Source organism: Streptomyces sp. NBC_00207 (assembly GCF_045160965.1).
Lineage (GTDB): Bacteria > Actinomycetota > Actinomycetes > Streptomycetales > Streptomycetaceae > Streptomyces.
In genome coordinates this window covers 2,771,594-2,792,014 of sequence record NZ_CP130715.1, presented here as the reverse complement: position 1 = coordinate 2,792,014, position 20,421 = coordinate 2,771,594, and the positions used below count along the sequence as shown (strand labels likewise).

The window sequence follows — 20,421 nt, the reverse complement described above, 5'->3', positions numbered from 1 at the left end:
ACTTTGGGTTGTTCCTGTCGCAGAGTTGACGGCATGGATCTTCTCGACGAAGCGACCCGTGCCGAGTTCGCCCACTCCACCACCTACCTCAACACCGCCACCTGCGGGGTGCTCCCGCGTTCCGCCGTCGCGGCCGTACGGGAGCTGGCCGAGGCGGCGGGGGCCGGCGCCCCCACCGGCTTCGGCGACTTCGACCGCGTGAACCGCTCCCGGGCCGCCTTCGCCCGCCTCGTCGGAGTGGACGCCGAGCGGGTGGCCGTCGGCTCGGCCGTCTCCACCCACGTCGGCCTCGTCGCGGCCTCGCTCCCGCCCGGCGCCGAAGTCCTGTGCCCGGAGGGCGACTTCTCCTCCGTGATCAACCCCTTCGTGGTGCGGGACGACCTCAAGGTCCGCTTCGCGCCGCTGGAGTCCCTCGCCGAGGCCGTCGGCCCGGACACCGCCCTGGTCTCGCTGAGCGCCGTACAGTCCGCGGACGGGCGGATCGCCGACCTGCCCGCGGTGCGCGCGGCGACGACGGCGCACGGGGCCCGGATGCTCGTGGACGCGTCCCAGGCCGTGGGCTGGCTGCCCTTCGACGCCTCGCCCTACGACTACACGGTCGCCGTCGGCTTCAAATGGCTGCTCGCCGTCCGCGGGGCCTCGTTCCTGACCGTGTCACAGGAGGCCCAGCCCACCCTGACCCCGCTGCACGCCGGCTGGGTGGCGGCCGAGTCCATGTGGGACGCCACCTACGGGCCGATCTCGCAACTGGCCCACGGAGCAAGGCGGTTCGACGAGTCCCCGGCCTTCCTCGCCTACCACGCGGCCGAAGCCTCGCTGGCCCTGATCGAGCGGATCGGCATCGACGCCATCCACGCCCACGACACCGCCCTCGCCGCCCGCTACCGGGCCGGACTCGCCCGCCTCGGCCACGAGCCCGTGCCCGGCGAGGCCGCCATCGTCTCGGTGCCGGGCCTCGCGGACCGGCAGCCCGCCCTGCAGGCGGCCGGCATCGCGACCTCGGCCCGCGCCGGCGCCCTGCGGGCCTCGTTCCACCTCTACAGCACGGAGGCGGACGTGGACCGGCTGCTGGACGTCCTCTCCTCGTCCTGAGGCGGACGGCGCGCACGTGCGGGGCGCACGTACAGTGCCGCCATGAGTGATGTGCTGCACGTGAAGGGGCGGGTGCTGGTCGGGCCCGACGAGGTCCGCGACGAACTCTGGGTGGTCGGCGGGCGGGTCGCCTACGAGCGCCCGCCCGGGGCCCGCGAGGTCACCACGGTGACGGGCTGGGCGCTGCCGGGGCTGGTCGATGCGCACTGCCACGTGGGACTGGACGCCCACGGTCCGGTCGACGCCGCGACCGCCGAGCGCCAGGCCCTCGCGGACCGGGACGCCGGTACCCTCCTCATCCGCGACGCCGGATCGCCCTCCGACACCCGCTGGATCGACGACCGCGAGGACCTGCCGAAGATCATCCGGGCCGGCCGGCACATCGCGCGCACCCGCCGCTACATCCGCAACTACGCGCACGAGATCGAGCCGTCCGACCTGGTCGAGTACGTCGGCCGCGAGGCGCTGCGCGGCGACGGCTGGGTGAAGCTGGTCGGCGACTGGATCGACCGCGACGCCGGGGACCTGGCGGCCTGCTGGCCGCGCGCCGAGGTCGAGGCGGCCATCGCCGAGGCGCACCGGCTGGGCGCCCGCGTCACCGCGCACTGCTTCGCGGAGGACTCGCTGCGGGACCTGGTCGAGGCGGGCATCGACTGCATCGAGCACGCCACCGGCCTCACCGAGGACACCATCCCGCTGTTCGCGGAGCGCGGGGTCGCGATCGTCCCGACCCTCGTGAACATCGCGACGTTCCCGAAGATGGCGGCGGGCGGCGAGGCGAAGTTCCCGCGCTGGTCGGCGCACATGCGGCGGCTCCACGAGCGGCGGTACGACACCGTGCGCGCCGCCTACGACGCGGGCATCCCCGTCTACGTCGGCACGGACGCCGGCGGTTCGCTGCCGCACGGCCTGGTCGCGGCGGAGGTGGTGGAGCTGGTGAAGGCCGGGATCCCGCCGCTGGACGCCCTCTCGGCGACGGCCTGGGCGGCGCGCGAGTGGCTCGGCAGGCCCGGTCTCACGGAGGGGGCGCCGGCGGACCTCGTGGTCTACGGCACCGACCCGCGGGCCGACGTCCGCGCGCTGGCGCAGCCGCTGCGGGTCGTCGTGAACGGCGAGGTCAGGGCTTGAGCCTTGCCTCGGCACCCTGTTGACGCCGCGTGACATCGGGGGCCCGTCGGTCGTTGAAGACGGCCGCACGGGCCGGCCGTCCGTGAAAGGAGGGAACTCCCGTTCCTTCTGAGGCGCCATGAATCGAATACGTGCGTGGAAACCACCCTTTGGGGTGAACTCACGTCAGGTTGCCGCTCGTTCACTCACAGTGCGTAAAGATTCCGGGGTCAAGGCCGTCGGCGCGCGCGGTGTCCCCCATTGGCGGCGCGACGGCACCCATCTCCCCGGGGGTTCCACACCTTGAACAGCAACAGCTTCCGCATGCCCGCGGCCGTCCTGCTCGCCACGGGAGCGATGGCCCTGCTCACCGCCCCGCCCGCCCTCGCCACGGGAGGCGGCGGAGCCGGGACGGGCGGCGAGGGCAAGGCCGGCGCCGTGGTCCTGCGCGCCGGACTGGACGTGGGCCTGCTCAACAAGACCGTGAACGTACCGCTGAAGACGACCCTCAACGAGGTCAGCGCACCGGCGACGGCCGAGAAGACCGCGCTGACGGTCACCCTGGACGGGGTCGAGGGGAACAAGCCGGTCAGTGTCCTGCGCGCCGATGTGGCCACGTCCAAGGCGACCGCGGACAAGAACCGGGCCGAGGCGGAGGCCAACCTCGCCAAGGCCTCGGTGCACGTGCCCGGGCTGCCCCTGCTCTCCCTCGTCGAGGTGGAGAAGGTCACGTCCAAGGCCGTGTGCGAGACGGGCAAGAAACCGGTGGCCAGCGCGAACGTCCTCGGGAACGTGACGGCGCTCGGCAAGAAGGTCACCCTGTCGGCGGGCGGCCCCACCAAGCTGGAGGTCCCGGGCGTGGGCGTGGTCGACCTGGAGCTGTCCGACACGCAGACCACCTCCACCACGGCCGCCGCGGCCGCGCTCCGCCTGAAGGTGTCGGTGAACCCGCTGAACCTGAACGTGGCGCAGGTGGAGGGCGAGATCGTGCTCGCCGAGGCGCACTGCGAGACCCCGGCGGGCCCGGCGCCTTCGTCGGCCCCGCCGGCGGTGAACCCGGACGTCAAGCCGCAGGCGGGGACGGGGACCGGCTCCGGCATCGCCTCCGGCATCACCACCGACGCCAACCTGGCCGAAACCGGCGGCGGTTCACTGACCCCGTACGTCGCGGGCGGGGCACTGTTCCTGCTCGGCATCGGCGGGGTCGCGCTCCTGGTGACCCGCCGGGGCAGGGCCTCGTAGGACCGCCGGACCGGACCGGAGGACAGGACCGGACCGGAGGACAGGACCGGACCGGGACCCATCCGGGCCGCCGCCCCGAGGAGCACACGGAGGGGAGTGCTCAGCGGGTGGCGTGCTCCAGCCCCTGCCCGCCCGCGCCGCGCGACAGCACGGCCTCGGTGACCTGCTGGTCGATCCGGGCGTACTCGCTCCGCTTCGCGGCGGGCAGGGCGGTGTCGGAGGCCGCGCAGGAGGCGCAGACGACGCGGAACGGCGGCCCCATGTCCGAGTACTGCGTGAGGTACTCGGCCTTCACCACCTCCCAGCGGCCGGGGTGGGCCGCCGCCGGGGCGAAGGTGAAGCGGGGGACCGAGGACTGGTTGCCGCGCAGTTTGTCGGCCGGTACGAAGCTGGCGACCTGGTCGCCCATCCCGAAGACCACCCACGTGCCGTTGATCTTCTCGTAGGGCTGCGGCACGTGGTTGTGCGTGCCGATGATCAGATCGATGTCGGGGAGGCCGTCGGCCGAGCGGGAGGCGGTCAGCGCCTGCGCCAGTTCCTTCTGCTGTTCGTCGGGCGCCGTCTGCCACTCGGTGCCCCAGTGGACGCTGAGCACCACCACGTTCGCGCCGCCGGCCCGGGCGGCGCGGGCGTCGGCGAGGATCCGGTCCTTGTCGATCAGGTTCACGGCCCACGGCTTGTCCTGGGGGAGCGGGATGCCGTTCGTGCCGTACGTGTACGAGAGCTGGGCGACCTGCGCGCCGCCGGCCGCGAGCCGGGCCGGGGCCTTGGCCTCCTCCGCGCTGCGGGCCGAGCCGACGTGCGGGATGCCGACCCGGTCGAGGTGGTCCAGGGTGCGGGCGAGGCCCTCGTAGCCGTCGTCGAGGGTGTGGTTCGAGGCGGTGGAACAGCCGTCGTACCCGGCGTCCTTGAGGGCGTCCGCCAGCTGGTGCGGGGCCTTGAAGGTGGGATAGCCCGTGTAGGGCCCGCCGGGCCGGCCGTACGGTATCTCGTGGTGGCATATCGCCAGGTCGGCGGCGGAGACCAGGGGTTTGACCCCGGCGAGTATCTTCCGGAAGTCGTACTCCCCGGCCTGGTCGGCATCGTCCGCAGACCGCTGGACGATCGAGGGGTACGGGATGATGTCGCCGGTCGCCACCAGGGTGAAGGGCTGTCCCGGGGAGCCGGCGCCCTCCGGCGGGGCGGACGCGGCCCGGTCCGGCAGGCCCTGCAGTCGCTGCTGCGTTCCGGGCGCCGCGCCGCGGTCGAACAGCTGCGGCACGGCGTAGACACAGCCGCCCACGACCGCCAGCCCGGCCAGCGCCGCGGATATCTTGGCGGATGCCTTCATTTCCAACCCCCCGATGTCATGCACCGATGCGGGGATCCTGACCCGGCCCCCGCCCCCGTGGCCATAGTAGGGGGGCCGATCGAGTGGCGCCGCCCCAGGCTTGAGGGAAAGTGCGCAGGTCAGGAGCGGTTTCTAGCCGGATGAAGCCGCCGGAGGGCGCGCGGCGGGCGTCGGCTCAGCGGGCGGTCAGGGCGAGGGCGCGGTCCAGGGCCTGCAGCAGTCGGCCCGTCGTCGCCCGGTCGCGGACCGCCAGCCGCAGCCAGGAGCGGTCCAGCCCCGGGAAGGTGTCCCCGCGGCGGACGGCGAAACCGAGGGCGCGCAGCCGGGTGCGGACCTCCGCGGCCCGTGCCACCCGGATCAGCACGAACGGCCCCTCCGCCACCCCCACGACCGTCACCTCGTCGAACTCCGCGAGTCCGGCCAGCAGATGGGCCCGGTCCACCGCGATCCGCCGGGCCGCCTCCTCCGCCTCGGCCAGCGCCGCCGGAGCCAGACAGGCCTCGGCCGCCACCAGGGCAGGGGTCGACACCGGCCACAGCGGCTGGGCGCCCGCGAGCTTCGCGATCACCTCCGGCTCGGCCAGCACGTAGCCGATCCGCAGCCCCGCCAGCCCCCAGGTCTTGGTCAGGCTCCGCAGCACCACCAGCCCCGGCAGGTCCATCCGTCCGGCCAGGGCCTCCCGCTCGCCCGGGACCGCGTCCATGAACGCCTCGTCCACCACCAGGATCCGGCCCGGCCGGGCCAGCGCGGCCAGCGTCGCCGCCGGGTGCAGGACGGACGTCGGGTTGGTCGGGTTGCCGATCACCACCAGGTCCGCGTCCTCCGGCACCGCCGCCGGGTCCAGCCGGAACCCGTCCTCCGCCCGCAGCACCACCCGCTCCACCCGGTGGCCCGCGTCCCGCAGGGCCGCCTCCGGCTCGGTGAACTGCGGATGCACCACCACCGGCCGTACGGCGCCCAGCGCCCGCGCGATCAGGACGAAGGCCTCCGCGGCCCCCGCCGTCAACAGCACCCGCTCGACCGGCAGCCCGTGCCGGGCCGCCACCGCCGCGCGGGCCGCACGGCCGTCGGGGTAGGCGGCGAGATCCCCGAGGGAGGCGGCGATCCGCTGCTTGAGCCAGGCCGGCGGGGTGTCCGCCCGTACGTTGACCGCGAGGTCCACCAGCCCGGAGCCCGCATCGATCACCTCGGCGTCCCCGTGATGGCGCAGGTCGTGCGCCTGCGCCGTGGCCACCGCGCAGGTGGCCGCCACCGACCGTCGCTTGGGCACGAGGAGTTCCCCGCCCGTCACGAGGGCCGCGGCCTCCGCCACCGAGGGGGTCCCGGCGGCGGTGCGCGCCGCCTCGGAGGGGTGCGGCACGGCGATCGCGGCCAGCTGTTCGGCGGGGTAGCCGACGAGGGGTACGCCGAAACGTTCCGCCGCGCCCGCGATCCCCGCCTCGCCCACCTTCGAATCCACCGTCGCCAGGGCCGTCACCGCCTCCGCGGTCAGCCCGGCCCCCCGCAGCGTCTCCTCGATCAGGGCGCAGACCTCCGCGACGGAGACCCCCGCGCGTCCGCCGACCCCGACCACCAGATGCGTCGCGTAGTCGCCCACCGGGAGTCCTCCCTCCGTAGTCACAGTCACAGTCACTCCCACCGACACCAACACCGTCACCGCCTCGGTCACCGGCCCGCCACCCGCACGTCACCGGCACCGGTCGGTCGTCAACACTCCGATGCCCGCCACCCGCGCGCGGACGTGCGCGCGACGCGAGGAGTCTGTATTCAGGGGCACATGGCCGTGATCGTGGCGTTGGGTGCGTTCCTGATGACCCTGGCGGGCGGATGGACGGCGCAGCGCGTCACCGACCGCCGCCACCTCGTGCTGGGCCTGGCCGGCGGGCTGATGCTCGGCGTCGTCGGCCTCGACCTGCTCCCGGAGTCCCTCCACGCGGCGGGCGACGAGGTGTTCGGCGTCCCCCTCGCCCTGCTGCTCTTCGTGGCCGGATTCCTCGTCGCCCACGTCGTGGAGCGGCTCCTGGCGGTCCGCCAGGCCGCACACGGCGCCGAGGACGGCGCCCGCGTCCCGCAGGTCGGGCTCACCGCGGCCGCGGCCATGGTCGGCCACAGCCTCGCCGACGGAGTGGCCCTGGGCGCGGCCTTCCAGGTCGGCGGGGGGATGGGCGTGGCCGTGGCGCTGGCCGTCATCACCCACGACTTCGCCGACGGGTTCAACACGTACACGCTCACCAGCCTCTACGGGAACGACCGCCGCAAGGCCCTGATGATGCTCTTCGCGGACGCCGTCGCCCCGGTCGTGGGCGCGGCGTCCACTCTGCTGTTCACCCTTCCGGAGGAACCCCTCGGCGCGTACCTCGGATTCTTCGGCGGCGTCCTGCTCTACCTCGCGGCCGCCGAGATCCTGCCCGAGGCCCACCACAAGCACCCCGCCCTGTCCACGCTGATGTGCACGGTGGGCGGGGTGGCCGGGATCTGGCTCGTGGTGGGCATCGCGGACTGATCTCACGGCCGGGCCGCCGCCGCTTCGACGAAGCGGAGCGCGACGGAAGGCTCCGCCGCCCAGTGCGTGTGCAGGTAGCTGGCGTGCACACCCTGCTGTACGAAGCCCTCGACGCGGCGTTCGGGGTGCGTGAACCCCCACGCCGGCGCGGCCCCGGCGCCCGGCTCGATCACCGTCCGGTGGAACTCGTGGCCGCGCAGCCGGGTGCCGTTGGCGGCGAGCGCGCTGTCCGACACCGCGACCGCCTCGCGGTAGCCGAGGGTGAGCCGCTCCGACATCCGGGCGTCGGCGTCGAGCACGCCGCACATGGGCTTGCCGTCCAGCGACCGCGCGAGGTACAGCAGCCCGGCGCACTCGGCGGCCACCGGGCCGCCGGCCTCCGCGAAGCGGGCCACGGCCTTGCGGAGCGGTTCGTTGGCGGACAGCTCCGGCGCGTACACCTCGGGGAAGCCGCCGCCGATCACCAGGCCGGTGGTTCCCTCGGGCAGCGCCTCGTCCCTGAGCGGGTCGAAGGTGACGACGTCCGCCCCGGCGGCGGTGAGGAGCTCCGCGTGCTCGGCGTAGGAGAACGTGAACGCGGGTCCTCCGGCGACCGCGACCACCGGCCGTCCGCTGGGGCGAGTGCCCGCCAGGGCGCGTTCCGCATCCCAGGCTTCGCAGGCCAACGGCGGTGCGGTCCTCGCCAGGGCCATCAGGGCGTCCAGGTCGCAGCCCGCCCTGACCTGCTCGGCCAGCGCGGCCACGGCGGCAACGGCGTCCGCGCGCCGCTCGGCCACCGGGACCAGGCCCAGGTGGCGCGAGGGCGTGGCCACCTGCGGAGCCCGCCGCAGGACGCCGAGCACCGGCATCCCCGCCTCCTCCAGGGCCTCCCGCAGCATCACCTCGTGCCGGTCGGAGCCGACCTTGTTCAGGATCACGCCCCCCAGCCGCACCTGCGGGTCGAAGGACGCGAAGCCGTGTACGAGCGCCGCCACCGACCGCGACTGCGAGGAGGCGTCGACCACCAGCACCACCGGCGCCCGCAGCAACTTCGCGACCTGCGCCGTCGAGGCCAGCTCACCCCGGCCCGCCGCCCCGTCGTAGAGCCCCATCACGCCCTCGACCACGGCGAGGTCGCACCCGGCCGCCGCGTGCGCGAACAGCGGAGCGATCAGCTCCGGCCCGCACATGAAGGCGTCGAGGTTGCGCCCCGGCCGGCCGGTGGCCAGCGCGTGGTAGCCGGGGTCGATGTAGTCGGGCCCGGCCTTGTGCGGGGACACGGCGAGGCCGCGCTCCGAGAAGGCCGCCATCAGGCCCGTGGCGACGGTGGTCTTGCCGCTGCCCGACGAGGGCGCGGCGATGACCAGACGAGGCACGTCGAACCGGTACGAGGTCACCACTCGATGCCCTTCTGGCCCTTCTGGCCGGTGTCCATCGGGTGCTTGACCTTGGTCATCTCGGTGACGAGGTCCGCGAACTCCACCAGCTTCTCCGGCGCGTTGCGGCCCGTGATCACCACGTGCTGCGTACCGGGACGGTTGCGCAGCACCTCGATGACCTCGTCGACGTCGATCCAGCCCCAGTGCATCGGGTAGGCGAACTCGTCCAGCACGTACAGCTTGTGCGTCTCGGCGGCCAGATCGCGCTTGACCTGCTCCCAGCCCTCCTTGGCCGCCTGCTCGTTGTCGAGCTGCGCGTCCCGCTGGACCCAGGACCAGCCCTCGCCCATCTTGTGCCAGGCGACCGCGCCGCCCTCGCCCGATGCGCCGAGCACCTTGAGCGCGTTCTCCTCGCCGACCTTCCACTTCGCCGACTTGACGAACTGGAACACCCCGATCGACCAGCCCTGGTTCCAGGCGCGCAGGGCCAGCCCGAAGGCCGCCGTGGACTTGCCCTTGCCGGGGCCGGTGTGCACGAAGACGAGCGGGCGGTTGCGGCGCTGGCGCGTCGTGAGTCCGTCGTCCGGAACGACGGACGGCTGTCCCTGAGGCATTACGCGGCCCTCCTGTTGCTGTCGGATGTCACTGCGGTACGTACGTTCTTCACGAGCCCGGCCAGCGAGTCGGCCCGCAGCCCGTCGAGCGTGACGGCGGGTCCGCCGAGGTCGGCGGCCAGTACGCCGGCCAGCCCCAGCCGGACCGGCCCGGATTCGCAGTCCACGACCACCGAGGCGACGCCTCCGGCCTGCAGCAGGCGCGCGCTGCGCCCGGCCAGTTCCCGCGGGGTGCTGTCCGTCCGGCCCGCGGCGGTCCCGGCCGAGGTGGCCCGGCCGTCGGTGACGACCACCAGCAGCGGCCGGCGCGAGGGATCCCGCAGCCGCTCGATCCGCAGTACCTCGTGGGCCTTCAGCAGCCCGGCGGCCAGCGGGGTGCGGCCGCCGGTGGGCAGCTGCTCCAGCCGGGCCGCGGCCGCGTCCACCGAGGAGGTCGGGGGCAGTGCCAGCTCGGCGGTGGCCCCCCGGAAGGTGATCAGGCCGACCTTGTCCCGGCGCTGGTAGGCGTCCAGGAGCAGCGACAGCACGGCGCCCTTGACCGCGCTCATGCGCCGGCGGGCGGCCATGGAGCCGGAGGCGTCGACGACGAAGAGGACGAGATTGCCCTCACGGCCCTCGCGGGTGGCCTGGCGCAGGTCGTCCTTGCGGATGACCAGCCCGCGTCCGTCCCGGCCGCGGGCCCTCTGGTGCGGGGCGGCCGCGTGCACGGTGGCCATCAGGTGCAGCTTCGTCAGGTGGCCGCGGGGGCGCTGGGCGCCGGTGGTCCGGCCGTGCGCGGTACGGGCGCGCGAACGGCGCCCGGCGGCGCCCTCGCCGAGGCCGGGCACGCTCAGCATCTTCGTCCGGAACGGCTCGGCGGCCCGTACGGCGGCCTGCTCGGGCCCGGCGTTCTCCTGGGCGGCGGGCTGCGGGGCCTCGGGGGCTTCCGCGGGGGCCTCGCCGCCTTCGGGGGTCTCGGGCGAGGGGCCCGGGTCCTGGAGTCCGCCGTCCTGTGGGGGCGTGCCGCCCGGGCCGCCGTCGGGACCGCCGTCCCCGGGACCGCCGTCGTCGGGGCCCTCGGGCTCCGGCTCCGGGTCGGGCTCCGGCTCCTCGTCGGGGAACCCGTCCAGGATCCGGTCGAGCATGTCCTCGTCCAGCCCCGGCGCGTCGAACGGGTTGCGGCGCCGCCGGTGGGGGAGCGCCAGCAGAGCGGCCTGCCGGACGTCCTCCTTGCGCACGTCGGTCCGCCCGGCCCAGGCGGCCAGCGCGGTAGCGGTCCGGGCCATCACGATGTCGGCGCGCATGCCGTCGACCTCGAACCCGGCGCAGGTCGCCGCGATCTGCAGAAGTGCGGTGTCGCCGAGGGAGACCTTCGGGAGCAGTGCCCGGGCGGCCACCACCCGGGCGCGGACCTCGTGTTCGTCCCCGGCCCAGCGGGTCGCGAAGCCCGCGGGGTCGTCCTCGTAGGCGAGTCGGCGGCGGACCACCTCGACGCGCTGGGCGGGCTCGCGGGAGGCGGCCACCTCGACGGTGAGTCCGAACCGGTCGAGGAGCTGCGGCCGCAGCTCGCCCTCCTCGGGGTTCATGGTGCCGACGAGCAGGAAGCGGGCGGCGTGCCGGACGGAGACGCCCTCGCGCTCCACGTACGAGGCGCCCATCGCGGCGGCGTCCAGCAGCACGTCCACCAAGTGGTCATGGAGGAGGTTGACCTCGTCGACGTAGAGGATCCCGCGGTGGGCGTCGGCGAGCAGTCCGGGCTCGAAGGCCTTCACCCCCTCGGCGAGGGCGCGTTCGATGTCCAGAGCACCGACCAGCCGGTCTTCGGAGGCACCGACGGGCAGCTCCACCATGCGCGCGTGCCGCAGGGCGCCGGGGCCGGACTCGTGCGGGCCGTCCGGGCACGACGGGTCGGGCGCGGCCGGTGCGCAGGAGAACCGGCAGCCGGGAACGACGTCGACCTGCGGCAGCAGCGCCGACAGCGCGCGCACGGCGGTGGACTTGGCGGTCCCCTTCTCGCCGCGCACGAGCACCCCGCCGACCGCTGGGCTCACGGCGTTGAGCAGCAGAGCCAACCGTAGATCGTCCTGCCCGACGACGGCTGAAAACGGGAAGTGGGTGCTGCTCACGAGACGGTCACTCCTTCGAGTGGCTTGCGATGGACATCGGTGCCGCTGTACCGGCGCTTGGCCATGCTGGCGTTCCTGCTCCCCGCTCCCGCGGGGATGCCCCCCTCCTGCACGAGCACCTGATCGAGCTCCTGCTCTGGTCCCCGCTCCCGCGGGGATGGGGCCTCCCCGGGATGCGGCGCCCGCCGGGTCCGGGCGGGGCCCGGTTCCGGGAAGGGGCGAGGTGGGGGACAGCCCCGCAGGGCCCGGCCCGTCACGGCGCGCCCGGCGGAAGGAAGGGCAGGCCCGCCGGGGCTCCGCCCTCGATCAGCTTCAGCAGCGCATCCGTATCGGCGTGTTCCTCGATCAGGTCGCCCAGCAGGTCCAGTTGCTCTTCCCGTAGCGTGGAGAAGGAGGTGTCCGGGGCGGGGACGAAGCGGCGCCCGGCCGCAGAAGCCACCTCACGGAGGAACGCGCGGCGGAAGCCGTCCGATTCCAGCGAGCCGTGCCAGTGGGTGCCCCACACCGACCCGACCCGGCAGCCGTCCAGGAAGGGCTCCCCGCCGAGGACCTCCGCCACGCCGTGGTGGATCTCGTACCCCTCGACCGGCTCCCCGAGCGCCGAGCCCACCGGGCGTGCCAGGGTCTTCTCCCGTTCGAAGCGGACCCGTACGGGGAGGAGTCCGAGGCCGTCGACGTCGCCCGCCCGCGATTCGACCTCGTCCGAGATCCGCTCGCCCAGCACCTGGAACCCGCCGCAGATGCCGAGCACCGGCCGTCCCTCGGCGGCCCGCCGCAGCAGCGCGTCCGCGAGCCCGCGTTCGCGCAGCCAGGCGAGGGCCTTCACCGTGCCCCGGGTGCCGGGTACGACGACCAGGTCCGCGTCGGCCAGCTCCTCGGCCCGGTCCACGAACCGCACCACGACCCCGGGCTCCGCCGCGAGCGCGTCGACGTCCGTGAAGTTCGACATCAGCGGCACCGCGCACACGGCGACCCGCAGCACGTCCTCGCCGACGGGCGGCGCCACCACGGACTCCCGTACCGCGCCCCGCAGGGAGACCCGCAGGCCGTCCTCCTCGTCGATGCCCAGCCCGTGCTGGAAGGGCAGCACCCCGTACGTGGCCCGTCCGGTCAGGCCGCGCAGCATCTCCATGCCCGGCTCCAGCAGCGACACGTCGCCGCGGAACTTGTTGACCATGTATCCGGCGATCAGCGACTGGTCCTCGGGGGAGAGCAGCGCCGTCGTCCCGAAGAAGGACGCGAAGACCCCGCCGCGGTCGATGTCCCCGACCACGACCACCGGGAACCGCGCGGCCCGCGCGATGCCCATGTTCACGATGTCGGTCCGGCGCAGGTTGATCTCGGCCGGACTTCCCGCCCCCTCGCAGATCACGGCGTCATACGTGCCCCGCAGCTGCGCCAGGCAGTCCGTGACGATGCCGAGCAGCTGCTCCTGCCTGCCGCCGTGGTAGCCGCGGGCGCTCATCTCGCCCACCGGTTTGCCGAGCAGCACCACCTGGCTGCTGCGGTCGCTGCCCGGCTTGAGCAGCACCGGGTTCATCAGCGCGGTCGGCTCCACGCGGGCCGCCTGGGCCTGCATCGCCTGGGCGCGGCCGATCTCGGCGCCTTCCCGCGTGACGAAGGAGTTCAGCGACATGTTCTGCGCCTTGAAGGGCGCCACCTTCACGCCCTGGCGGGCCAGCCAGCGGCAGATGCCCGCCGTGACCACGCTCTTGCCGGCGTCCGACGTGGTTCCGGCGACCAGGAGTCCGCCGCCGAGCTTCGCGCCGCTCATCGACGTCCCTTCCTCGTCCTGCCGGAGACCAGCGTCCGGGCCGCCACACAGGCCCCGAGCGCCAGCCAGGTCACCTGCCGCGACAGCCGTACCGCCCGTTCGATGTCCGCGACCTCCACCGGGCGTCCGGCCTCGCCGTTCAGCACCGCCCGGTGCTCGACCCGGCCGCCGTACGCGAGGGTGCCGCCCAGCCGCACGCCGAGCGCCCCGGCGAAGGAGGCCTCGACGGGACCGGCGTTCGGGCTGGGGTGCGCGGCCGCGTCCGCGCGCCAGGCGCGTACGGCTCCCCGGCGGTCGGGGCCGGCCAGGACGGCGGCGACCGCGGTCAGCCGGGCGCCCGGCCAGCCCGCCAGGTCGTCGAGCCGGGCCGAGGCCCAGCCGTAGCGGAGGTAGCGGGGGGACTTGTGGCCGACCATCGCGTCCAGGGTGTTGACGGCGCGGAAGGCCAGCAGGCCGGGGACACCGGCCGCGGCGCCCCAGACCAGGGCCCCGACCACCGCGTCGGAGGTGTTCTCCGCGACCGACTCCACGACGGCCCGGGCCATCTGCTGGCCGTCCAGGGCCTGCGGGTCGCGCCCGCACAGGTGCGGCAGCCGCTCCCGGGCCACCTCGGTGTCCCCGGCGGCGAGGGCCCCGCCGATGGCGCGGGCCTCCCGGCCCAGCGAGGTGCCGCCCACGACGGCCCAGGTGGCGGCGGCGGTGAGGGCGATACGGGCGGCTGCGGGCCGGGAGCGCACGGCGCGGGCGCCCAGCGCGCCCACGGCGGCCGCGCCGCCGGCGCACACCAGGGTGTGCACGAGGCCGCGGGCGCGGTCGTCGCGCCACAGGGCGCGTTCGACGGCGGCGGCGGCCCGTCCGAAGGCGGCCACGGGGTGCCCTCGGCGGGGATCACCGAGGATCCGGTCGCCGATCAGGCCCGCCGTGGCGCCGTACGCGAAGACGCGATCGGCACGCATGGTGGCAGGTATGTCCTCACTCAGGGTCCGCGCCCTGGTTCGACGTGTCCGGCGGCGAGAGTTCCTGGCTCCCGGGGCGCACTCGCGGCGTGCGCTCCCCGGTGACAGTGGCGGGACCGCGCCGGATTCGCACCGGACTTCCTCTCCATGCCGCCGTATTGGCTCGGGCAGTCCACCACGGGCCGAGAAGGCCCGTCAACTCGCCGTTGACCTGCGGCGCGGCAGAGGCGTGGGAGGACGGAGGAGCGGCCGGGGAGTGTCCGGGTACGCGAAAGCTCCCCCCGGGAGAAACCCGGAGGGAGCCTTCGCGTGTGATGCCCCGGAAGGCGCCCGGGGCGGTGCCCCGGGCGGTGCTTCAGGCGACGATCAGGTAGATCCCGTAGCCCACGGCCGCCGCGATGACCGCGAAGCAGGCGTACGCGCCGCTGCGGGCGAGGGTGGCGGTGCCGCCCTGCTCGGTGGCGGTCTCGTGCTTGGACAGGCCCACCAGGCCCAGGGTGAAGAGGGCCACGAGGGCGACGGTGGCGAAGAGGCTGACCCCGAAGACGGAGCCGAGCGCTTCCCAGTCGATCTTCATACTGTCGCTTTCTGAATGTCTGGGTCTCTGTTGTGTCCCTGTCGCGGTCAGACCGCGGCGGCCGGAGCCGCCGGGGTCTGCGTCGCGGCCGGGATGGTGGCCTTGAGGTCTTCGTCCGTGACCGCGGCGGTGGTGCCGGCGGCGGCGACGGTCGGCGGGACGGTGACCGCGGCCATCGCCGTGGTGACGACACCCGGCTCCTCGGCGCGGGCCGGCTCCACCTCGTTGACGTTGTTGTGGTCGACGACCTGGCGGCGCGAGATGAACCAGATGGCCAGGCAGGAGCCGATCAGGAAGAGCGTGACCGCGGCGATGCCGACGTCACCGATGCGCATGACCAGCTCGGCACCGGCCGAGACCAGCGCGGCGGCCGGCAGGGTCAGGCCCCAGGCGACGAACATCCGGGTCGCGGTGGACCAGCGGACCACACCGCCCTTGCGGCCCAGGCCCGCACCCATGACCGCACCGGAGCACGAGTGGGTGGTGGAGAGCGAGAAGCCCAGGTTCGAGGAGGCGAGGATGACGGACGCGGCCGAGGTCTGGGCGGCGAAGCCCTGCTGCGGCTGCAGGTCGGTCAGGCCGCTGCCCATGGTGCGGATGATGCGCCAGCCGCCCAGGTAGGTGCCCATCGCGATGGCCATACCGGCGGAGACGATGACCCAGACCGGCGGGTTCGCGTCGGGCGCGATCGCGCCGCCGGCGATGAGGGCCAGGGTGATGATGCCCATCGTCTTCTGCGCGTCGTTGGTGCCGTGCGCGAGGGAGACGAGACCGGCCGAGGCGATCTGACCGGCGCGGTACCCCTTGGCGGAGGTCTTCTCGCCGACCTTGTTGCCCAGCTTGTAGGTGAGCTTGGCGGCCACGTACGCGGCGATGCCGGCCACCATCGGGGCGGCGATCGCGGGGATGAGCACCTTGGTGACGACGACGCTGCCGTTGACCGCGCCGATGCCGGCGGAGGCGACCGCGGCACCGATCAGGCCGCCCATCAGGGCGTGCGAGGAGCTGGAGGGCAGTCCGACCAGCCAGGTGACGAGGTTCCAGAGGATCGCGCCGACCAGGGCGGCGAAGATCACTTCTGGCTGGATGCCCTCTTCGTTGACCAGGCCCTTGGAGATCGTCTTGGCGACCTCCACGGACATGAACGCGCCGACGAGGTTGAGCACGGCGGACATGGCCACCGCCGTCTTGGGCTTGAGGGCGCCGGTCGAGATGGTGGTGGCCATCGCGTTGGCTGTGTCGTGGAAACCGTTCGTGAAGTCGAACACGAGAGCGGTGATGATCACGATCCCGAGGAGAAGCGTTATGTGCTCCATTTACCCAGGCTTCTGTTTGACGTCAGTGGCTCGGCGACCGTAGGCAATCTGGATGAACGGAAGGTGAACTGACTCGGGCGGAGCGGTGTACTGGCTCGGGGTGCGATCGGGACATTCGTCCTGATTCTGACGTAGATATCTCGATAAATGCACGTCAAAGCCGGGTGAATCCACGCCTCCGCACCGGACCGGAGGGGCGGACGGCACCCCACTCGCGTGCCCGAATGAGACCTAGATCACTCCGCTTCCGGCGGCGGCGCCGCGGGCAGCGGAGCGATCTCCTCCGGTGGCGCTCCGGTGGCCCTCCGGAGCACCCGCCGGGACACTGGAACGGTGCGTACCGCGACAGCAACGGCAGCGGCCGTCACCACGACCCTCCTCGGCGCCGGTGCGGCCGCCGTGGTGGTCGGCAGGTACGCCGCCGACGCGGCCCTCCGCCCCGAACCGGGACGCCCCCTCCCCGGCGGGCCACGGCTCAGCGTCCACTCCACCGCCCCGGGCCGGGTCACGCTGACCCGCTCGCTCGCCTCCCTGCGCCCCGGCACCTACGGCCTGGTCGCGCCCGGTGTGCACGCGGTCGTCGGGCCCGTGATCTCCGACGCCGACCACTACCCCGACACCGTCGTACGGCAGCTCCTCACCGTCAGCCACGGCACCCTCGGCCCCGGCACCCGGGTCGCCCTGACGCCGCAGGTGTACCTCGGCGACCCGCGCACCGCCCTCGGACTCGACCACGCCGACGTGGACATCCCCGGGGAGCTCGGGGCGCTGCCCGCCTGGTTCGTGCCCGCCGCCCGCGACACCTGGGTGATCACCGTGCACGGCCTCGGCAGCAGCCGCGAGCACCCGATGGTGGTCATGCCCTTCCTGAACCGGCACCAGCTGCCCGTCCTGGACCTGGGCTACCGCGGCGACCTCGGCGCCCCGGCCCCGCCCGACGGCATCGGCCACCTCGGTGAATCGGAGTGGCGGGACCTGGACGCCGCCATCCGCTACGCCGTGCGCTACGGCGCCCGCCGCGTCGTCCTGCACGGCTGGTCGACCGGCGCCGCCATGGCCCTGCACGCCGCCGAACGCTCGGCGCTGGCCGACCGGATCTCCGGGCTGGTGCTGGACTCGCCGGTGCTCGACTGGCACACGACCCTGCGCGGGCTCGCCGCGGCGCGCCGCACCCCGGCCGTGGTGCTGCCACTGGCCGTCCGGGCCGCCGAGGGCCGCGCGGGGCTGCGGGCCGACCGCCGGCCGCCGGGGGCGGACCCCGGATCCCTGCGGGTCCCCGTGCTGATCTTCCACGGCCCGGACGACGCCCTCGCCCCCTGGGGCCCCTCCCGCCGGCTCGCCGCGGCCCGCCCCGACCTCGTCACCCTGCACACCGTGCACGGGGCCGGCCACGGAGCCATGTGGAACGCCGACCCGGCCGGCTACGAGGAGGCCCTGCGACGCTTCCTCACCCCCCTCATGTGAGGGCCTGTCATGTGAAGGCCGTGTGACGGAGCGGTGTCCGCGGGCGTGTTGTCCCGGTCTGCCCCGCAGGCGGGTGGCGGCAACGGCTGATTCCGTTTGGGCTTTCGGCCAGTGACGGGCGAGACTGCTTCCGTGACGTCCCGAAAGCCTGATGAGCAGTTGGCTCGCGACTCCAGACTCCGACTCGTCTCCCCGCGTTCGGTCGCCGCGGCACGCAAGGCGGTGACGGACCGACGCACCCGGCCCGCCCCGAGGCCCCCGGCGGGCACCCCCGCCACGGCCGACCTCGCGAACCGGGCCCGGGCCTCGCTCGCCGACGCCGTACGCCTGACCCGCTGGGCCGAGCGCAACCTCGGTGCCGGAGACGGCGGACGGCCCGCACCCACCGGCGCGCTGCCGGCCTCCGACGTCGAACGCGCCGCCGGGGAACTGGGCCTGACGCACGGCCAGATCCGGGTCGGCTGGGACCGCGCCCGGCTGGCGGGCCTGGTCGAGGTGCACGGCGGCCACGCCCGGCCCGGCTGGCGGCTGCGGGCCTGGGACCGCGACGACACCGCCGTACTGCGCGGCTGGGTCGCCCTCTTCGACGCCTGGTCCCTGGTCCACCCCGCCCCCGCCGACATCGCCCCCTCGGCCGTCGCCGAGGTCGTCGAGGCGATGCCCCAGCTCCTCTCCCTGCTCCAGCTGTCCGCCGGCCCGGTGACCGTCCCCGACCTGCTCGACCTGCTCGGGCAGCGCGTCACCGAACTGCGCGACGAGCGGTGCGAGATCCCCTACGACGCAGAGCCCGCGACGGCGCTGACGTCCGCCGGAACCGGCTCCGCGGAGGCCCGCCCCGTCCCCCTCGCCCGGCTGCTGCGCTGGGCGCTCGGCGGACTCGCCGCCGTCGACGCCGTCACCCTCGGCCCCGCCCGGGCCACGCTCACCCCGCTCGGCAGCTGGGCCGTCTGGGTCAAGCTGGAGCAGATCTGCGTCGCCGCGCAGAGCCCCGCCGGGAACATCGAGCAGTCCGCCGCCGCCATGCTGCACGGCTGCGCCCGGCTCACCCCCGGCCCGGCCCGCGCCGAGTACCAGGCCTGGCTCGCCGCCCGGCCCGTCGGCCACGCCGTGGCCGAGCTCCTGCAGGCCGCCCGCGGCGAGGACGCCCTGCTGCGCGGCCTCGCCTTCGAGGCGCTGCGCGTCGTCGGCGCCCCCGCCGAGCCCGAGGTGCGCGCCGCCGTACGCGAACCCGGCCTGCGCCCGTACGCCCTGCTCTGGCTCGCCGAGCACGACGGGATCGACCCCGACGAGGCGCAGGACGTCCTCACCGCCGAGGAGTCGACCTGGCTCTGGGTGGACACCGCGGCCGCCATCGCCGACCACGGCGAGGCCGAGCTGCTGGCCCGCCACCTGGACTCGGCCGTCCGCACCACCGTCCCCCGGCTGCTGGACGAGGTCCGCGCGGTCGGCCATCCGCGCACCGTGCAGGTCCTGGTCGCGCTGGCCGCCGCACACCCCGACCCGGCCCTGGCCAAGGCCGTCCGCCGGGCCGCCTTCCAGGTCCACACCGGCGGCGCGTAGTCCCGGCCGCGGCGGGGACGCGGCGCCGCGGGTCTCAGACCTGCGGCGCGTACGTGCCGAAGCTCCAGATGTTGCCTTCGGCGTCGCGGGCCATGTAATCGCGCGAGCCGTAGTCCTGGTCCTTGGGTTCCATCACGATCTCCACCCCGTGCTCGGCGGCCCGCCGGTGGTGGGCGTCCACGTCGTCGACCACGACATAGATCCCCGAAGGGCCCGCGCCCTCCATGGCCTTGTCGAAGACCCCGCCGGTGCCCTTGCTGCCCAGCATCACCACGCCGTTGCCGTAGCTCAGCTCCGCGTGCACCACCGAGCCGTCCTCACCCTCGTACACCTCGACCTGGCTGAACCCGAAGGCCTCGGTCAGCAGCCTGATGGCGGCCTTCGCGTCGCGGTAGACCAGCGTGGGACAGATGGACGGAACGCCTGCCATGACGATCACTCCCTCTCGTGACGGTGACCCGCGTCACACCAGCATGGCAGGCGGCGGCGACAGTCAGCGGAAGGTGTTGCACTGGGCCATGTCGCCCGTGCGGTAGCCCTGGTAGAACCACTGCCGGCGCTGCTCGGCCGAGCCGTGCGTCCAGGACTCCGGGGTCACCCGGCCCTGGAACTTCTCCTGGATCCGGTCGTCGCCGACCGCGGCCGCCGCGTCCAGCCCGTCCCTGATGTCCTCGTCGGTCAGGGTGGTGATCAGCGGCCGCCCGATGGACTCGTCCGGGGTGCGCGTCGCGTTGCGCGCCCACACCCCGGCGTAGCAGTCGGCCTGCAGCTCGACCCTGACCGCGTTGCTGTTCGCCCCCTGCCGGCCGTCCTGGGCGCGCTGGAGCGTCCCGAGCTGGTTCTGGATGTGGTGCCCGTACTCGTGGGCGACGACGTAGGCCTGGGCGAACGGGCCGCCGCTCGCACCGAACTTCGTCCGCAGCTCGTTGAAGAAGCCCAGGTCCAGATAGACCTGCCGGTCGGCGGGGCAGTAGAAGGGGCCCACCGCCGAGGTGGCGGCCCCGCACGCGGTGTTCACCCGGCCGGTGAAGAACACCGTCGACGCCGGGCCGTACTGGCCCCCGCGCCGGGCGAACTCCTGCCTCCAGAAGTCCTGGGTGCTGTTGACCACCGCGACCAGCCGGCAGTCCTCCCGCGCGTTCGCGTCCCGCCCCTTCCTGCACTCCTGCCGGACCTCGTTGACGGAGGACGCGGCCGGCCCCGGCTCCTGGTCCCCGGAGGACAGCCCCAGCTCGTCCGGACCCACACCGAAGAGCAGTCCCAGGATGAGCGCGACGATGCCGACGAGGCCGCCGCCGACCGTGGCCCTCCCGCCGGGGATGCGGCTGCCGCGCACGTCCTCGACCTCGGAGGTGTCCAGGTCGGCGTCGTCGTCGAACTGCATCCCCGCACCGCCCTCTCTTCGGGGGACCGGGTGGGCCGC

The 20,421-nt window shown here is 74.1% G+C and carries 16 protein-coding genes, 1 pseudogene and 1 riboswitch; of the genes and pseudogenes, 6 read left to right on the top strand and 11 right to left on the bottom strand.

The window, feature by feature from the left end:
* Positions 1–33: 33 nt before the first annotated feature.
* The 3 genes from OG472_RS13340 to OG472_RS13330 all read left to right on the top strand — a co-directional run bounded on the left by OG472_RS13340 (position 34) and on the right by OG472_RS13330 (position 3,441).
* Positions 34–1,092 carry an aminotransferase class V-fold PLP-dependent enzyme gene (locus tag OG472_RS13340; RefSeq protein WP_405941463.1) on the top strand — a complete coding sequence of 353 codons (1,059 nt, stop codon included), beginning with the start codon at positions 34–36 and terminating at the stop codon, positions 1,090–1,092.
* A 42-nt stretch (positions 1,093–1,134) separates the two neighbouring features.
* Positions 1,135–2,220 carry an amidohydrolase family protein gene (locus OG472_RS13335; protein WP_383569303.1) on the top strand — a complete coding sequence of 362 codons (1,086 nt, stop codon included), beginning with the start codon at positions 1,135–1,137 and terminating at the stop codon, positions 2,218–2,220.
* Positions 2,221–2,502: 282 nt separating this feature from the next.
* Complete coding sequence (locus OG472_RS13330) at positions 2,503–3,441, top strand: SCO1860 family LAETG-anchored protein (RefSeq protein WP_405941462.1); 939 nt, start codon at positions 2,503–2,505, stop codon at positions 3,439–3,441.
* A 100-nt stretch (positions 3,442–3,541) separates the two neighbouring features.
* Here OG472_RS13330 and OG472_RS13325 read toward each other — a convergent pair whose 3' ends face one another.
* On the bottom strand, positions 3,542–4,771 hold the full coding sequence (locus OG472_RS13325) for a CapA family protein (RefSeq protein WP_401600811.1): 1,230 nt from the start codon (positions 4,769–4,771) through the stop codon (positions 3,542–3,544).
* Positions 4,772–4,946: 175 nt separating this feature from the next.
* Positions 4,947–6,368, bottom strand: coding sequence for an Rv2231c family pyridoxal phosphate-dependent protein CobC (cobC, locus tag OG472_RS13320; protein WP_405941461.1), 1,422 nt, complete (start codon positions 6,366–6,368; stop codon positions 4,947–4,949).
* A 180-nt stretch (positions 6,369–6,548) separates the two neighbouring features.
* Here cobC and OG472_RS13315 point away from each other — a divergent pair, with 180 nt between their 5' ends.
* Entirely contained in the window at positions 6,549–7,274 is a 726-nt protein-coding gene (locus OG472_RS13315) for a ZIP family metal transporter (protein ID WP_401600806.1), read from the top strand.
* 2 nt (positions 7,275–7,276) lie between these two features.
* Here the strand turns inward: OG472_RS13315 and OG472_RS13310 are convergent, their stop codons facing one another.
* The 7 genes and pseudogenes from OG472_RS13310 to OG472_RS13280 all read right to left on the bottom strand — a co-directional run bounded on the left by OG472_RS13310 (position 7,277) and on the right by OG472_RS13280 (position 15,974).
* Positions 7,277–8,653, bottom strand: coding sequence for a cobyrinate a,c-diamide synthase (locus tag OG472_RS13310; protein WP_405829588.1), 1,377 nt, complete (start codon positions 8,651–8,653; stop codon positions 7,277–7,279).
* A complete protein-coding gene (gene cobO / locus OG472_RS13305; protein WP_319731803.1) occupies positions 8,647–9,246 on the bottom strand; it encodes a cob(I)yrinic acid a,c-diamide adenosyltransferase in 600 nt (199 codons plus the stop codon). The genes OG472_RS13310 and cobO overlap by 7 nt, the downstream gene beginning before the upstream one ends.
* Positions 9,246–11,351: a putative cobaltochelatase gene (locus OG472_RS13300; protein ID WP_405941460.1), complete on the bottom strand. Its 2,106-nt coding sequence runs from the start codon at positions 11,349–11,351 to the stop codon at positions 9,246–9,248. Before OG472_RS13300 ends, cobO begins: the two co-directional genes overlap by 1 nt.
* A gap of 256 nt (positions 11,352–11,607) precedes the next feature.
* Positions 11,608–13,125: pseudogene (locus tag OG472_RS13295) on the bottom strand (cobyric acid synthase); the annotation flags it as partial.
* Positions 13,122–14,081 carry a cobalamin biosynthesis protein gene (locus tag OG472_RS13290; RefSeq protein ID WP_405941459.1) on the bottom strand — a complete coding sequence of 320 codons (960 nt, stop codon included), beginning with the start codon at positions 14,079–14,081 and terminating at the stop codon, positions 13,122–13,124. The pseudogene OG472_RS13295 and the gene OG472_RS13290, both read right to left, overlap by 4 nt.
* 58 nt (positions 14,082–14,139) lie before the next feature.
* Positions 14,140–14,226: riboswitch (cobalamin riboswitch) on the bottom strand.
* A gap of 210 nt (positions 14,227–14,436) precedes the next feature.
* Positions 14,437–14,658 carry a hypothetical protein gene (locus tag OG472_RS13285; RefSeq protein WP_030012731.1) on the bottom strand — a complete coding sequence of 74 codons (222 nt, stop codon included), beginning with the start codon at positions 14,656–14,658 and terminating at the stop codon, positions 14,437–14,439.
* Positions 14,659–14,705: 47 nt separating this feature from the next.
* Positions 14,706–15,974 (bottom strand): anion permease, encoded by a 1,269-nt coding sequence (locus OG472_RS13280; RefSeq protein ID WP_401600798.1) that lies wholly within the window; start codon positions 15,972–15,974, stop codon positions 14,706–14,708.
* 333 nt (positions 15,975–16,307) lie between these two features.
* Between OG472_RS13280 and OG472_RS13275 the strand changes: the two genes are divergently transcribed.
* Positions 16,308–17,438 (top strand): alpha/beta hydrolase family protein, encoded by a 1,131-nt coding sequence (locus tag OG472_RS13275; protein ID WP_405941458.1) that lies wholly within the window; start codon positions 16,308–16,310, stop codon positions 17,436–17,438.
* 132 nt (positions 17,439–17,570) lie between these two features.
* Positions 17,571–18,998, top strand: a complete 1,428-nt coding sequence (locus OG472_RS13270; RefSeq protein ID WP_405941457.1) for a hypothetical protein — start codon at positions 17,571–17,573, stop codon at positions 18,996–18,998.
* Positions 18,999–19,032: 34 nt separating this feature from the next.
* Here the strand turns inward: OG472_RS13270 and OG472_RS13265 are convergent, their stop codons facing one another.
* Positions 19,033–19,428 (bottom strand): VOC family protein, encoded by a 396-nt coding sequence (locus tag OG472_RS13265; RefSeq protein ID WP_383569336.1) that lies wholly within the window; start codon positions 19,426–19,428, stop codon positions 19,033–19,035.
* 63 nt (positions 19,429–19,491) lie between these two features.
* Positions 19,492–20,382 carry a neutral zinc metallopeptidase gene (locus OG472_RS13260; RefSeq protein WP_405941456.1) on the bottom strand — a complete coding sequence of 297 codons (891 nt, stop codon included), beginning with the start codon at positions 20,380–20,382 and terminating at the stop codon, positions 19,492–19,494.
* Between the last annotated feature and the right edge of the window lie 39 nt (positions 20,383–20,421).

Bases quoted from the DNA above. Each gene is read 5' to 3' on its own strand.
- OG472_RS13340 (WP_405941463.1), top strand. From the start codon at position 34: ATGGATCTTCTCGACGAAGCGACCCGTGCCGAGTTCGCCCACTCCACC.
- OG472_RS13335 (WP_383569303.1), top strand. From the start codon at position 1,135: ATGAGTGATGTGCTGCACGTGAAGGGGCGGGTGCTGGTCGGGCCCGAC.
- OG472_RS13325 (WP_401600811.1), bottom strand. From the start codon at position 4,771: ATGAAGGCATCCGCCAAGATATCCGCGGCGCTGGCCGGGCTGGCGGTC.
- OG472_RS13315 (WP_401600806.1), top strand. From the start codon at position 6,549: ATGGCCGTGATCGTGGCGTTGGGTGCGTTCCTGATGACCCTGGCGGGC.
- cobO (WP_319731803.1), bottom strand. From the start codon at position 9,246: ATGCCTCAGGGACAGCCGTCCGTCGTTCCGGACGACGGACTCACGACG.
- OG472_RS13290 (WP_405941459.1), bottom strand. From the start codon at position 14,081: ATGCGTGCCGATCGCGTCTTCGCGTACGGCGCCACGGCGGGCCTGATC.
- OG472_RS13285 (WP_030012731.1), bottom strand. From the start codon at position 14,658: ATGAAGATCGACTGGGAAGCGCTCGGCTCCGTCTTCGGGGTCAGCCTC.
- OG472_RS13280 (WP_401600798.1), bottom strand. From the start codon at position 15,974: ATGGAGCACATAACGCTTCTCCTCGGGATCGTGATCATCACCGCTCTC.
- OG472_RS13265 (WP_383569336.1), bottom strand. From the start codon at position 19,428: ATGGCAGGCGTTCCGTCCATCTGTCCCACGCTGGTCTACCGCGACGCG.
- OG472_RS13260 (WP_405941456.1), bottom strand. From the start codon at position 20,382: ATGCAGTTCGACGACGACGCCGACCTGGACACCTCCGAGGTCGAGGAC.